This window comes from Mycobacterium sp. DBP42 (genome assembly GCF_005924235.1).
Lineage (GTDB): Bacteria > Actinomycetota > Actinomycetes > Mycobacteriales > Mycobacteriaceae > Mycobacterium > Mycobacterium syngnathidarum.
Genome location: NZ_VCMY01000001.1, coordinates 293,608 through 308,408, shown reverse-complemented (window position 1 = coordinate 308,408; position 14,801 = coordinate 293,608). Strand labels below are relative to the sequence as shown.

Here is a 14,801-nt window from a genome sequence, read left to right as displayed (position 1 = left end):
CCCCTCCGCCGACCAGTCTGCCTGACCGGCCCCGCGAATCGAAATCGAACCGGCACGCCGCTCGGACCACCGAGCCGTCCCGGCGGGGGCTTAGTAGTTTGTACTCGTGACAGCTCCCGCCAGTCCGCACGAGATCCCCCCGCAGTACGCGTTATCCCCACTGGCACCCGAGCCGCGCACCCTCGTCGACATCCTGAACGACACGGCCAGGCGTTTTCCCGACGCCCCCGCCCTCGACGACGGCACCGTCCAGCTCACCTACGCCGAGCTGATCGCCGACGTCTCCGACAGCGTGGCGTGGCTGGCCGCCCGCGGTATCGGCCGCGGGGACAAGCTCGGAATCCGGATGCCCTCGGGCAGTTATGCGCTGTACGTGGCGATCCTGTCGGTCCTGGCCTGCGGGGCAGCCTACGTCCCGGTTGACGCCGACGACCCCGACGAGCGTGCCGAGCTGGTTTTCGGCGAAGCCAACGTGGTCGGAGTGATCACCGAGCAAGGACTCATCCGCGGGCCGGGTTCGTCGCGGGGCTGGCGCGCCGCCGCCCCGCTCGGGCGCGATGACGCGTGGATCATCTTCACCTCGGGCTCGACCGGCACCCCGAAAGGGGTGGCCGTCACCCATCGCAGCGCCGCGGCATTCGTCGATGCTGAAGCGCAAATGTTCTTGCAGGACAACCCGATTGGACCAGGCGACCGAGTCCTGGCCGGGCTTTCGGTGGCCTTCGACGCGTCGTGCGAGGAGATGTGGCTGGCCTGGCGGCACGGCGCCTGCCTGGTGCCCGCCCCACGGTCACTGGTGCGCAGCGGCATGGACCTGGGCCCCTGGCTGGTGAGCCGCGACATCACCGTCGTGTCCACCGTGCCCACGCTGGCCGCGCTCTGGCCGGCCGAGGCGCTGGAAGCGGTGCGGCTGCTGATCTTCGGGGGCGAGGCGTGCCCGCCTGAACTGGCGGCGCGCCTGGCGGTGGATGGCCGCGAGGTGTGGAACACCTACGGCCCCACCGAGGCGACGGTCGTGGCCTGCGCCGCACAGCTGGACGGGCAAGGCCCGGTCAGCATCGGCCTGCCGCTGGCCGGCTGGGACCTGGCGGTAGTGGACAAAGACGGCCAGCCGGTCTCCTTGGGCGAAGTCGGCGAGCTCGTGATCGGCGGGGTGGGCCTGGCCCGCTACCTCGATCCGGAAAAGGACGCCGAGAAGTACGCCCCGATGCCGACGCTGGGCTGGAACCGTGCCTATCGCAGCGGTGACCTGGTGCGTCTGGAGGCAGACGGCCTGTATTTCCAGGGCCGGGCCGACGATCAGGTCAAAGTCGGCGGGCGCCGTATCGAGCTTGGCGAGGTGGACAACGCGCTCGTGCACCTGCCCGGCGTGAGCGGCGGCGCCGCCGCGGTACGCAAGACGGCCAGCGGCACCCCGCTGCTGGTCGGCTACATCGCCAGCACGGATCCCGGCTTCGATCTGGCCGCGGCACGGGCCGCGTTGTCGGAGTCGCTGCCGGCCGCGCTGGTACCCCGGCTGGTGCTGCTCGACGAGCTCCCGACCCGCACGTCGGGCAAGGTGGACCGCAATGCACTGCCGTGGCCCCCGCCCGGAGACTCCGATCAGGACGCACCACAACTCGACGGCACGATGGGCTGGCTCGCCGGATTGTGGCGCGACGTGCTCGGCACACCGGTCGACGGGCCGGAGGCCGATTTCATCGCGCTGGGCGGCGGTTCGCTGTCCGCTGCACAACTGGTGGCCGCGCTGCGCCGGCGCTATCCGCTGGTGACCGTCGCCGACCTTTACGATCATCCTCGCCTCGGCTCGCTCGCCGGCTACCTCGACGAACTCAAGCCACCGCCGCAGATCCAATCCCGCGAGGTCAAACCGACACCGCTGCTCACCCAGGCCGCACAGGTCGCGTTGTCGCTGCCGTTGGCCACCCTGACCGGCATGCAGTGGGTGGTCTGGCTGGCCCTGCTGAACAACGTCGCCGCCCAGACCGGGATCGTGTCCTGGGCCCACCCGCTCAGCTGGTGGTGGGTGCTGGCCGGGTTCCTGCTGTTCGTCACGCCACTGGGCCGCATGGGCATCGCGGTGTTGTTCGCCCGGATGCTGCTGACCGGGCTGGAACCCGGCACCTACCGCCGCGGCGGCCTGGTCCATCTGCGGGTCTGGATCGCCGAGCGGTTGGCCGCCGCCAGCGGCGCCGAGAACCTGGCCGGGGCGCCGTGGATGGTCTACTACGCCCGCGCCCTGGGCAACAGCGTCGGCAAAGGCGTCGACATGCACTCGGCTCCACCGGTCACCGGCATGCTCAAGATCGGCCACCGCGCCTCCGTCGAACCCGAGGTGGATCTGACCGGGCACTGGATCGACGGCGACCTGTTCCATGTCGGGCCGGTGTCCATCGGCAACGACGCCACGATCGGCGCCCGCACCACCCTGCTCCCCGGCGCAAGCGTCGGCAAGAACGCCGACGTCGCACCTGGCTCGGCCGTGACCGGCAAGGTCAAGAACGGTCAGTACTGGAAGGGCTCTCCCGCCGTGAAGTCCGGCAAGGCCCGCCACCCGTGGCCCGACCACCGCCCACCCCGCGCCCCGCTGTGGGTCGCCGTCTACGGCGTGTCCTCGCTGTTGCTGGCCGGGCTGCCGCTGGTGGCACTGGCCGCCGGCCTCGCGGTGATCGTCTGGGCCGTGCACGGCAGCGCCACCCCCGCCGACGCGTTGTTGCCCGCGCTCGCGTGGACTCCGGCCGCCGCCGCGGTGGCGCTGCTGACCTACGCCGCGCTCACCGTGATCGGCGTACGCGCCTTGTCCGTGCGCCTGTCGGAGGGCTACCACCCCGTCCGCAGCCGGGTGGGTTGGCAATTGTGGACCACCGAACGCCTGATGGACGCCGCCCGCAACTACCTGTTCCCGATCTATGCCAGCTTGCTCACCCCATGGTGGCTGCGGCTTCTCGGCGCGAAAGTCGGCAAAGACACCGAGATCTCGACAGCGCTGTTCACCCCGAAGTTCACCGAGGTCCAGGACGGCGCGTTCCTGGCCGACGACACCATGGTGGCGTCCTACGAACTGGGCGGCGGCTGGATCCACGTCGCCAAGGCCACCATCGGCAAGCGTGCATTCCTCGGCAACTCGGGCATCACCCAACCCGGTCGCAAGGTTCCCAACGACGGCCTGGTGGCCGTGCTGTCGGCCACGCCGCACAAGGCCAAGGCCGGCTCGTCGTGGCTGGGCAGCCCACCGGTTCGGTTGCGCCGCAACGCCACCGCCGCCGACGCGTTGCGTACCTTCCATCCGTCGCTGCGGCTCAAGATCATGCGCTCGGCGGTCGAGACCTGCCGGTTGATCCCGGTGATCGTCACCTTCGCGACCGGCGTCGCGGTATTGGGAGCACTGCAGGCCGTGACGATCCGGTTCGGCTTCCTGTGGGCCGTGCTGTCCGGAGGCGTGGTGCTGCTGACCGCCGGACTGGTGGCCGGCACCATCGCGGTGATCGCGAAGTGGTTGGTGGTCGGCAGGATTCGTGCGGTTGAACACCCGCTGTGGTCGTCGTTCGTCTGGCGCAACGAAGTGTCGGACACCTTCGTCGAAACCGTCGCGGCACCCTGGTTCGCCCGGGCCGCCAGCGGCACCCCGGTGATGAACCTGTGGCTGCGCGGGCTGGGGGCTTCGATCGGCCGCGGCGTGTGGTGCGAAACCTACTGGCTACCCGAAGCCGATCTGGTGACACTGGGCGCCGCCGCCACCGTCAACCGCGGCTGTGTCGTACAGACGCACCTGTTCCACGACCGCATCATGCGCTTGGACAGCGTTGTGCTCGAAGAAGGTTCGACGCTGGGCCCGCACTGCGTGGCGCTGCCCGCGGCCCGGCTGGGCACCGGCGCCACCGTCGGCCCCGGCTCGCTGGTGATGCGCGGTGACGAAGTACCGCCGTCGACACGCTGGCAGGGCAACCCGATCGCGCCGTGGAACATGTTCGGCAAGAAGCGCGCGTCCGAGAAATCCCCCGAAAAGTCCGCCAACGCCACCAAGAAGACAGAAGACCCTGCCGCGTGACGCGATCGAAGAAAGCCGCAAAGAAGTTGGTCTCCCCACCCGCCATCGACCCGTACCTGCCGCGCAACGGCAACTTCGGGTATCGGGTGTCGCGCTACGAACTCGACCTCGAGTACAAGGTGGCGATCAACCGGCTGGCCGGGACAGCCACGATCACCGCGGTGACGTTGGCGGCGCTGCGCAACTTCACCCTCGACTTGTCCGACGCCCTGACGGTGTCGCGGGTCTCGGTGAACGGCCGCCGTCCGGCCCAGTACCGATGTTCGGGTGGAAAGCTGTCGGTTACCCTGCCCTCGGCATTGCCGGCCGGCGCCGCGATGACCATCGTCGTCCGCTACAGCGGAACCCCGCGCCCGATCGAATCCTATTGGGGAGAAGTCGGTTTCGAAGAACTGACCAATGGGGCTCTGGTGGCCGGTCAGCCCAACGGAGCGGCCTCGTGGTTCCCGTGCGACGACCATCCCAGCTCCAAGGCCAGCTACCGGATCCAGATCAGCACCGACAGCCCGTACTACGCGCTGGCCAACGGTGAGTTGATCTCTCGCAAAGCCCGCGCCGGACACACCGTGTGGACCTACGAGCAGTCCGAGCCGACGTCGAGCTACCTGATCACCCTGCAGATCGGCCAGTACGAGAGCCAGCGGCTGACCAAGACACCGGTAGCGATGCACGCGGTGTTGCCCGCCCGGTTGCGACGCAATTTCGACCATGACTTCGAGCACCAGCCGCAGATGATGAAGTTGTTCATCAAGTTGTTCGGCCCGTATCCGTTGGCCACCGGCTACACCGTGGTGGTCACCGATGACGATCTCGAGATACCGCTGGAAGCCCAAGGCATCTCGATCTTCGGGGCCAACCACTGCGACGGGCATCGCAGTGCCGAACGGCTCATCGCTCACGAATTGGCCCACCAATGGTTCGGCAACTCGGTGACCGCGCGGCGCTGGCGCGACATCTGGCTGCACGAGGGATTCGCCTGCTATGCTGAATGGTTGTGGTCCGAACACAGCGGCGGCCGCAGCGCCGCGGAGTGGGCAGAGCACTACCACGCGCGGCTGCGCGACAAGCCCCAGGATCTTCTGCTGTCCGATCCGGGACCGCAGGACATGTTCGACGACCGGGTGTACAAGCGCGGCGCCCTGACCCTGCACGCGTTACGCAATCGGATCGGTGACAGGAGTTTCTTTGCGCTACTGAGGGATTGGACGGCCCGCTACCGTCACAGCACGGCCTTCACCGGCGATTTCACCGGGCTGGCCGCCGGCTACACCGAGGAACCGCTGCAGCCGCTGTGGCAGGCCTGGCTGTATTCCAAAGAGTTGCCGGAGCTGTGACCGACGCCGGCGGCGGCGCCCCCGCGACAGGACCCATCACGCGCAGCAGCGTCGCCCGCGTCGGCCTGGCGACGGCGATCAGCGCGCTGTGCGGCTATGCCGTGCTGTACCTGGCCGCCCGCGACCTCGAACCCGCCGGGTTCTCGGTGTTCAGCGTGTTCTGGGGGGCATTCGGCCTGGTGACCGGGGCCGCCAACGGTCTGTTGCAAGAGGCCACCCGCGAGGTGCGATCGTCTCGACACGTCGACCTCACCGGCCGGGCCACCACCCACCCGATGCGCATCGCCGGGCTCGTCGGCGTCGCCGCCGCCGTGGTCATCGCGGCCACCTCACCGCTGTGGAGCGCGCACGTGTTCGCCGAGTCCCGCGCCTTGAGCGTGGTCCTGCTCAGCGTGGGGCTGGCCGGATTCTGTCTGCACGCCACGCTGCTCGGCATGCTCGCCGGTGTGAATCGGTGGACCGAGTACGGGGCACTGATGGTCACCGACGCCGGTATCCGGGTGGCTGTCGCCGCCGCGACGTTCGTCATCGGCTGGGGCCTGGCCGGGTTCCTGTGGGCCACCGTGGCCGGTGCGGTGGCCTGGCTGATCATGCTGATCGCCGCACCGGCTGCGCGCATGGCTGCCGGACTGCTGACGGCGGGCAGTCCCTCGACGTTCCTGCGGGGGGCCGCCCACTCGATCGCCGCGGCCGGGGCCAGCGCCGTTCTGGTGATGGGTTTCCCGGTGCTGCTCAAGGCCACCTCGGGCGATCTGGGCGCGGCCGGCGGTGTGGTGATCCTGGCCGTCACGCTGACCCGTGCCCCACTGCTGGTTCCGCTCACCGCGATGCAGGGCAATCTGATCGCGCATTTCGTCGATCAGCGCGACAGACGGTTGCGGGCACTGCTGGCGCCGGCCGCCGCGGTAGCAGGGCTGGGCGCCGTCGGCGTAGCCGCGGCCGGGTGGCTCGGCCCCTGGCTCCTGCGGGTGGGGTTCGGCGAGGAGTACCGGGCCGGTGGCGCCCTGCTGGCCTGGCTGACCGCTGCGGCCGTCGCCATTGCGATGCTCACGCTGACCGGCGCTGCGACTGTCGCAGCGGCCCAGCACCGGGCCTACGCGCTGGGCTGGATCATCGCGACGGTGGCCGCGGTGGCGCTGCTGTTGCTGCCGATGGGTTTGGAGGAGCGCACCATCGTCGCACTGCTGTGCGGACCGCTGGTGGGAATCGCAGTTCACCTGGTGGCTCTGGCCAAACTGGCCCTGCGATGACCGTGTAGTTTAGTGCCCATCGACATGCGCTTTCAGGACGTTTGGATCATCGTCCCCGCCTTCAACGAGGCGAGCATCATCGGCGACGTCATCTCCGACGTGCGCTCGGTTTTTCCTAACGTGATCTGCGTCGACGACGGCAGCCGCGACGCTACCGCCGAGCTGGCGTTGCAGGCCGGCGCACGCGTCGTCCCGCACCCGGTGAATCTCGGTCAAGGTGCGGCGATCCAGACCGGCGTCGAGTATGCGCGTAGCCGCCCCGGGGCCCGCGTCTTCGCCACCTTCGATGCCGACGGTCAGCATCAGGTCAAGGACGTGGTGCGGATGATCGACCGCCTCGACGCCGACGGCGCCGATCTTGTGGTGGGCACCAGGTTCGCCAGCCGCGACGCACACGCGGTGACGCACACCCCGCCGCTGAAGCGGATCATCCTGCGCGCCGCGGCGTTTCTGAGCCCGCAGAGCCGGGCTCTCGGACTCACCGACGCGCACAACGGCCTGCGGGTGTTCAACAAGACGGTGGCCGACCAGCTGGACCTCACTATGAACGGCATGAGCCACGCCGGTGAGTTCATCGACCTGGCGTACGAAAGCCGTTGGCGTGTGGTCGAGGAGCCGGTCGAGATCCTCTACACCGACTATTCGAAGTCGAAAGGGCAACCGCTGCTCAACGGGGTGAACATCGTCTTCGACGGGTTGTTACGCAGGAGGCTGTCCCGATGAACTGGATTCAGGCGCTGCTGATCATCTCGGTGCTGGTGCTGCTGGCCTACCTGCTGGGGTCACGCCGCAGTGCACGGTCCAAGGCGTGGGTCAAGGTCGGCTTCGTGTTGTTCGTGGCGGCAGGCATCTATGCGATCCTGCGTCCCGACGACACCACCGTGGTGGCCAATTGGCTTGGGGTGGATCGCGGTACGGACCTGATGGAGTATGTGCTCATCATCGCGTTCGTGTTCGTGACCCTGTCGACTTACTTGCGCCTCAAGGACATTGAGCTGCGCTACGCCCGGCTGGCCCGAGCCGTAGCACTACAGAACGTGCGGGTCCCCGGTCAGGACAATCCGGTCGAGGGGACCACCTAACGGCTGAGCAGCCCCGCCAGCATGGCGATCCGGGCGTCCTCGAGTTCCGGCAGGGGCAGCACGCGTCGCACCATCGCCGCGCCGTCGAACGTGTTGATCACGATGGTCAGCAGCACGGCGAACACATCCTCGGGAATCTGGTCCGCCCCCGGCGCGCTCTTGGCCGTTTCGTAGATGTTGTCGATGTATTCGGCGAGCACGGTCTGCAATGGGCCCCGCAGCTTCTCGTCGGTGCGGGCCGCCATCATCAGCTCGTGCCACACGGTGTTGGTTTCACTGCCGGCGATGTCACGCAGGATCGTCAGCACCGCCGGTAGCGGTGGCTGCTCGGCAGGGATCTCCGCGACCAGCTTGCTGCCCAACTCCAGCTGACGGCGTGCCACCTCGTGGGCTGTGGCAGCCATGAAGTCGCTCATCGTCGGGAAATGCCGGAACAGCGCGCCGTCGGAAACCCTTGCCCGTTTGGCGATCACTGCCGCCGAGGCCTTGGCGTAGCCGACCTCGATGATGGTGTCGATCGCGGCATCGAGTAAGCGTGCGACGGTTTCCGCGCGGCGCTGCTGTTGAGTCCTGGCCATCTCAGACCGGCGTTTGGGCCAGCTTCTCAGCACCGGCCCGCAGGTAGCGCCCCGATTTCACCGATTCACCGTAGCCGTCACGGAATTGGCCGTTGCGGAAGACCACTGCACCGTTGACGGCGGTGGCGACCACGGCCTCGTCGCTGCGGTTCACCATGCGGCTCAGCCCGCCGTAGAACGGCACCGACTCTTCGTGGTAGGCCTCCACGGTGTCGTTGAGGCCGGCCGGGTCGATCACCACGAAGTCGGCCCGATCGCCTTGCCGCAGGGTTCCGGCGGAAACGCCGAACCAATCGGCCACCTCGCCGGTGAGACGGTGCACGGCGTGCTCGGTGGTCATGAACGGCCGGCCCGTCAGCTGCGCGTCGCGCACCCGCTTGAGCAGCTTCACCGGGTAGTTGTAGAATGCCATGTTGCGCAAGTGCGCACCGGCATCCGAGAAGCCCATGTGCACTGAAGGATCCTTGGCCAGCCGGTCGAGGTACCTGGGCCGGTTGTTGGCAACGATGGTCGTCCATCGCACATTTCTCTCGCCGTTGTCGACGAGCACGTCGAGGAAGGCGTCGAGCGGGTGGATACCGCGCTCGTCGGCGATCTGCCCGAAGCTCTTGCCGATCAACGTCTTGTCGGGACATTCGACGATCGTGGCGTCGTGGAAGTCACGGTGCCACAGCGTCGGTCCGAGAACGCGCCGGTCGAAGGACTTACGGAACCGGCGGCGGTACTCTGGGTCGGCGAGCAGCTTGTTGCGCTCGAACTGGTCTTTGAGGTGCAGGGCTGCGGTGCCCGCACCGAATTCCTCGAACACCGGCAGATCGATTCCGTCCGAATACAATTCGAACGGCACCGGCAGGTGCTGGAAGCGCACCTTGGCGCCCAGGATCCGGTTGAGCAACCGGACACCCGGCCCCAGCACGTGCACCGCGCCGGGCGCAGACTTGGCGTCGGCCGAGACCAGCAGACTCATCCGAACGCCCTTGCGCCGGCCGAACAGGCCACTGCTCTCCAGGAAGAAGTTCAGTGCCTCATAGGCTTTGGCGGTGCTGGGCGCACTCTGCAGCATCCGGCCGCGATTGCGCAGCACCTTGATCAGACGTCGGCGCTCACGCCAGGTCGCGAACGTCGACGGCAGGGCACGGGACCGGAAGCGGTCCCCGTCGAGCTTGTCGATCGCCGCGTCCATCCCGGACAGGCCGAGCATCCCGGCATCGAGGGCCTCATCGAGCTTGGCCGCCATGGTCTCCAGCTCGGCGTCGGTCGGGGTGACCCCGCGTGTGGTGGCCCGGTCCAAGCCCAGCACCGAAGCCCGCAAGTCCGAATGCCCCAGCAGCGAGGCGACATTCGGCCCCAACGGCAGGTCGTCGATGACCTTCACATACTCGGCCGGACCCGACCAGGTCTTGTGTTGTTCCAGGGCGCCCAGCACGAACTGACGCGGAACCGCCTCGACGCGACTGAACAGATCGGCTGCGTCCTCGGTGTCGGAGTAGACCGTCGACAACGAGCACATGCCTAGCAGCACGGTGGTCACGCCGTGACGCACCGATTCCCGCAGACCCGGATCCAGCAATACCTCGGCGTCGTAGTGCGTGTGCACGTCGACGAAACCCGGCAGCACCCACTTGCCGCCGGCGTCGATGACATCCGGGCAGTCGGTCTCGTCAAGCGGGGTGGGCGATACCGCGACCACCACCCCGTCGCGAATCCCCAGGGTACGGACCTGCGGCGGGGCGCCGGTGCCGTCGAACCACAAGCCGTTGCGAACGATGACGTCGTAGGACATGACGCAACGCTAGAGCAGAAAGTGAGTACTCACAATCTTTTAGTGCGAATTACCCCGGAAGAATTCGACCGTCTGGGGAATGCCCGCGGCCAGGTCCACCTGTGGCCGCCAACCCAGCACGTCTCGGGCCCGGCTGATGTCGAGCTGGGAACGACGCAGGTCACCCAGCCGCGCGGGGTGCATCTCCGGCTCATCGGCCGCACCGACGGCCAGCGCGATCGCGGTGTGCATCTCGCGGGTCGAGGTCTCCACTCCGGTACCGACGTTGAATCGCTGGCCCCCGCCGGCTGTCCCGGACGCCTTCACGAAGGCGTCGACCACGTCATCGACGTACACGTAATCGCGGGTGTCGGTGCCGTCGCCGAAGATCTTGGTGGGTCGCCCGGCCAGCAGCGCCTGGGCGAAGATCGCCACCACACCGGCCTCGCCGTGCGGATCCTGACGCGGCCCGTAGACGTTGGCCGGGGCGATGTGCGAGCAATCCAGGTTGTACAGATTGCGGAACATGTTGAAGTAGACCTCGCCGGCCACCTTGCTCGCCGCATACGGCGACGCCGGATTGGTCGGGGTGTCCTCGCCGGTCGGATAGGACGGCGGGGTGCCGTACACCGAACCACCCGAGGACGTGTGCACCACCTTGCGCACACCGGCCTGACGCGCCGCTTCGGCCAACCGGACCACGCCCACCACGTTCACCGTGGAGTCCAGCTGCGGATCATCGACCGAACGCTTCACCGAGATCTGGGCGGCCAGGTGGAAGATCACCTCCGGCTGGGTGTCCTTGAACAGGCCCAGCAGATCCGCGTCGACGATGTCGGCCTTGACGAACTCGAAGTCCGTGCTGTTCTCGGCGCTACTGAGGTTCTCTGCCCGTCCGGAGCTCAGGTCGTCGAGCCCGACAACGCTGTGCCCGTCGGCCAGCAGCCGATCGACCAGCGTCGATCCGATGAAACCTGCCGCTCCTGTCACCAGTGTTCGCACTGCCTCACCATACCGACGGCGGGTTGCCCGCCGCTGGGTCCGTACAGTCGGCAAGAGTGAACAAGATCGCCCGCATTGCCGCCGCGCTCATCGCGCTGCACCTGGTGATCCGGGCGATACTCGCATTCGGCGGCTATTTCTACTGGGACGATCTGATCCTGATCGGCCGGGCCGGAACGCAGAATCTGCTGTCGCCGTCCTTCCTGTTCGACGACCACGACGGTCACGTCATGCCCGCGGCGTTCTTGGTATCTGGCGCGGTGACCCGACTTGCCCCGTTCTCCTGGGTGCTGGCTGCCGTGAGCCTGGTGGTGATGCAGCTACTGGCCTCGCTTGCCTTGCTGCGGGCCTTGTGGGTGATCCTCGGCTGGCGCCCGGTCTTGTTGATCCCGCTGACCTTCGCGTTGTTCACCCCCCTGGCCCTACCCGGGTTCGCCTGGTGGGCGGCAGGGCTGAACACACTGCCGATGCAAGCAGCCCTGGCCTGGGTGGCTGGCGAGGCCGTGTTGCTGGTGCGGACCGGGTCATCGCGGCACGCGGTTGTTGGTGTGCTCGTCTTTCTGGGCGGGCTGCTGTTCTTCGAGAAGGCCGCGGTGATCCCGTTCGTGGCCTTCGCGGTGGTGGCTCTCCTGGGGTACGTGACGGGGACTTTTTCCGTGCGCGACGTGTGGCGACGGGGTCTTCAGCTGTGGGTGGGGTCTCTGGCGCTGTTGGTGGCCTGGATCGGCGTGTACCTGCTGGTCGTGGATCAGAAGCGGTGGAGCTTCGACGTGTCGATGACCTGGGACCTGCTGAGCCGCTCGTTCACTCACGGCATCGTGCCGGGCATCGTCGGCGGTCCGTGGTCCTGGCAGCGCTGGGCGCCGGCCTCGCCGTGGGCCACGCCTCCTCTCTCCGTGATGGTGCTGGGCTGGGTGGTGCTTGCTGTCGCCGTGGCGGTGGTGCTGGTGCGCAAGACCCGCATCTGGCCGGTGCTGGTCGTGGCGTTGGGCTACGCGGTGGCCTGCCAGATCCCCATCTACCTGATGCGCTCGTCGCGGTTCACCGCATTGGAGTTGGCACAGACGCTGCGCTATCTGCCGGACCTGGTGGTGGTGCTGGCGCTGCTGGCGGCGGTGGGATTCTGTGCGCCGAACCGAAGTTCGCGTTTTTCCGCATCCCCCACGCGGTCGGTTGTATGTGTCAGTGTCGCAGCGCTTTTCGTGGCAAGCAGCCTGTACTCGACCTTTACCTTCCTCAAGGTGTGGCAAGACAATCCCGTGCCGGCCTATCTGAACAACGCCCGCGCGTCACTGGCGTCTACCTCCTCGGCCGCTCCCCTGCTGGATCAAGAGGTCGACCCGCTGATCCTGCAACGCGTGGCCGCCCCGGAGAACCTGGCCAGCCACATGTTCGCGCTGGCGTCACCGCGCCCCGAGTTCGCCTCGGCGACAACCGATCTGCGCATGTTCGACCGGTCCGGGAAATTGGTCGACGCCAAGGTGACTTGGGTGCGCACCATCGTCGAGGGTCCCGCACCCCAATGCGGATTCCTGGTGCAGCCCGACGAACCCTCCGTGATGCCACTGGACGGGCCACTCCTGCCGGCCGACTGGACCGCAGAGATCAACTACCTGGCCAACAGCGACGGCTCACTGACCATGGCTCTCGCCGAAGGCCCCGAGGTGAAAGTGCCGGTACGGCCCGGACTCAACCGCGTCTTCGTCCGGCTACCCGGAGCCGGGCAGTCGATCTCCGTGCAGGCCAACACCGCCGCCCTGTCGGTGTGTATCTCCCCCGGGCCTGTGGGATTCCTGGCACCCAGGTAGTTCAGGTGCTGAGATACTGAACGTCGACTGTCGGGATCCTGCCGAGGGGGACGTTCTGTGAGCGCGCTGGATGGCTTCTATTCGACGTGGAACAAAGCGCGGGAAACCTTCGGAGTCGGCACACCTACCGACGGCAGCCAACATGACGGCAGCTCCCAGTTGCTGAAGATGAAGGGCATGGTCGAATCGGCCGCCCAGCATGATGGCTGGCAAGGCAAGGGCGCCGAGGCTTACGCCGCAGCCAACCAACAACATGCCGCGGTGTACGGCAAGCTTGCTGAACTCGACAAGAAGATGTCTGCCGAGATCACGAACGCGGCCAACATCGTCACCAACGGACGCACGCAACTCGACAACACGAAGTCCTGGGTGGATAGCGCGGTCAACTCCCTGCCCAGCTCACTCAGCGCCCAAACCCGCGAGAAAAGCCTGATCCCGATAGCCAAAGAAGGCATCACGCAGGTCAACAACACCGTCAGCACCGCCAATGGGGACATGCTCAAGATCGGCCTGCGCGTCAGTGGGATAAAGAACGAGTACGAGGGTCTGACAAATCAAAAGTTCGCGCGGGACGGGGAGGACAACTCACCGCAGGACAAGCCCGAGGATGAGAAGAAACCCAATGACAAGCCGGGCGAGCCAGGGTCTGGACCGGGAGAGCCCGGCGGACCAGAGTTTGTTATCGGCCCCCCTACGAAACCCGATATCAGTTGGGACGAGGACTTCGAGTACAACTCCGCAGAGCCCGGTCTACATGATTACCTGAAGCGGGCCGAATGGGAGGCAAAGCTCGCAGGCGGCAGATTGCTGCGTGGGGACCTCGATGACGCAACCCAAATGTACCGGCATTATTGGGATAACGACGGTAAGCCAATCGAATTCGACTACGAGGAGGCCTACCGCGAGGATCCGGGCATCCGCGCCAACGTCGACGATCAGATCAGCCGAGCGCAGCGCGGAGCCGAGGAGTTGATCCGGGCAGGCAACACATCGTTCTCGATGACCGGCGATCCGAATCCGACGACGAACTACCCCACCACAGAAAACTGGCAAAAAGCCGTTGGTGGATACCAACAGTGGAGCAGCGCGGACGTCAAGGTTGACGGCAACAAAGTCACGATGACAGTCACGGTGCACGCCGAAGACCACTACAACTTCAATCGAGGCCAGGCGGACATCGGCACCGGAGCATCTGACAACGAAAACGGTAGGTTCACCGAACTGGGATGGGCCAAGCCATTCGACTCCCACGGGGAAGTCACCCGAACCATCACCTGGGAATTGGGCAGTGCGCCAAGCGCTGATCAGGGAGGCCAGCCACAGTTTAATCCCGGCCGTGAGGACCGTGTGGACGGCAGAGGCAGTCCAGGCGGCGTACGGCCGCCCGACAACAATCGCAACACCGGAGGAGTGACACTGCCGTGACGAATTCTGTTGGGATGAGAAGGATAAGCGCTGTGGCCCTGCCGCTGACATTGGCCGCCGTCTTCGCGCTTTCAGCATGTGCCGCCAGTTCAAACAATGGGCAACAGATGGAGAGAACCGTGACCGCTCCCGCCGCCAAGACCACGTCCAATCCAGTCCGACATGAGCTGGAGCCGCTGACCAAACGGTTCCCCGCGCTCGGGTCGCCTGTCGCCGCATCGTGGGTCAGCGGAGACATGGGCGATCCCGAAGTACCTGGGCCGTCCCTATACTGGATCGACAGCATCGTCGAGCTGACTCCGTCCGTCGCCGAGGATCTGAAGACGAGGTACCGTCCGATTCCGACTACCAACCGGCCCGGGGTCTGGGAGTCGTTGCACGATTCGCTGCCGCAAGGCGGCTTCCTTGCCAGTGATCAACTCGATGCGGCATTCACCAGCTCCAAGATCAAATCCAAGGCATTCCTGGCTGAGGACGCACCGATCATCGTCATCACCGCCGCCGGGGAGTAG

The 14,801-nt window shown here is 66.7% G+C and carries 11 protein-coding genes; 8 read left to right on the top strand and 3 right to left on the bottom strand.

Annotated features, from left to right (window positions below; all coding sequences use genetic code 11):
• Positions 1-106 precede the first annotated feature (106 nt).
• From E0T84_RS01545 to E0T84_RS01525, 5 genes are read left to right on the top strand one after another with little or no spacing between them, the layout of a single operon-like run.
• Positions 107-4,048: a Pls/PosA family non-ribosomal peptide synthetase gene (locus E0T84_RS01545; protein WP_138743552.1), complete on the top strand. Its 3,942-nt coding sequence runs from the start codon at positions 107-109 to the stop codon at positions 4,046-4,048.
• The gene (locus E0T84_RS01540; protein WP_138743551.1) at positions 4,045-5,382 is read left to right on the top strand and encodes a M1 family metallopeptidase; all 1,338 of its coding nucleotides are present in this window, start codon (positions 4,045-4,047) and stop codon (positions 5,380-5,382) included. Before E0T84_RS01545 ends, E0T84_RS01540 begins: the two co-directional genes overlap by 4 nt.
• Positions 5,379-6,632: a hypothetical protein gene (locus tag E0T84_RS01535; protein WP_138743550.1), complete on the top strand. Its 1,254-nt coding sequence runs from the start codon at positions 5,379-5,381 to the stop codon at positions 6,630-6,632. Before E0T84_RS01540 ends, E0T84_RS01535 begins: the two co-directional genes overlap by 4 nt.
• Before the next feature lie 24 nt (positions 6,633-6,656).
• Entirely contained in the window at positions 6,657-7,355 is a 699-nt protein-coding gene (locus tag E0T84_RS01530) for a glycosyltransferase family 2 protein (protein ID WP_070185927.1), read from the top strand.
• Entirely contained in the window at positions 7,352-7,714 is a 363-nt protein-coding gene (locus E0T84_RS01525) for a DUF2304 domain-containing protein (RefSeq protein WP_070185928.1), read from the top strand. Before E0T84_RS01530 ends, E0T84_RS01525 begins: the two co-directional genes overlap by 4 nt.
• Here the strand turns inward: E0T84_RS01525 and E0T84_RS01520 are convergent.
• From E0T84_RS01520 to E0T84_RS01510, 3 genes are read right to left on the bottom strand one after another with little or no spacing between them, the layout of a single operon-like run.
• On the bottom strand, positions 7,711-8,292 hold the full coding sequence (locus E0T84_RS01520) for a TetR/AcrR family transcriptional regulator (protein ID WP_070185929.1): 582 nt from the start codon (positions 8,290-8,292) through the stop codon (positions 7,711-7,713). The genes E0T84_RS01525 and E0T84_RS01520 overlap by 4 nt on opposite strands.
• A 1-nt stretch (position 8,293) precedes the next feature.
• Positions 8,294-10,075, bottom strand: coding sequence for an amidohydrolase family protein (locus tag E0T84_RS01515; RefSeq protein ID WP_070185930.1), 1,782 nt, complete (start codon positions 10,073-10,075; stop codon positions 8,294-8,296).
• A 39-nt stretch (positions 10,076-10,114) separates the two neighbouring features.
• Positions 10,115-11,056 (bottom strand): GDP-mannose 4,6-dehydratase, encoded by a 942-nt coding sequence (locus E0T84_RS01510; RefSeq protein ID WP_070185931.1) that lies wholly within the window; start codon positions 11,054-11,056, stop codon positions 10,115-10,117.
• 56 nt (positions 11,057-11,112) lie between these two features.
• Between E0T84_RS01510 and E0T84_RS01505 the strand changes: the two genes are divergently transcribed.
• From E0T84_RS01505 to E0T84_RS01495, 3 genes are all read left to right on the top strand, one after another.
• The gene (locus E0T84_RS01505; RefSeq protein ID WP_070185932.1) at positions 11,113-12,864 is read left to right on the top strand and encodes a hypothetical protein; all 1,752 of its coding nucleotides are present in this window, start codon (positions 11,113-11,115) and stop codon (positions 12,862-12,864) included.
• A gap of 57 nt (positions 12,865-12,921) precedes the next feature.
• A complete protein-coding gene (locus E0T84_RS32055) occupies positions 12,922-14,289 on the top strand; it encodes an EspA/EspE family type VII secretion system effector (protein ID WP_138743549.1) in 1,368 nt (455 codons plus the stop codon).
• 119 nt (positions 14,290-14,408) lie between these two features.
• Positions 14,409-14,801 carry a hypothetical protein gene (locus E0T84_RS01495; protein WP_138743548.1) on the top strand — a complete coding sequence of 131 codons (393 nt, stop codon included), beginning with the start codon at positions 14,409-14,411 and terminating at the stop codon, positions 14,799-14,801.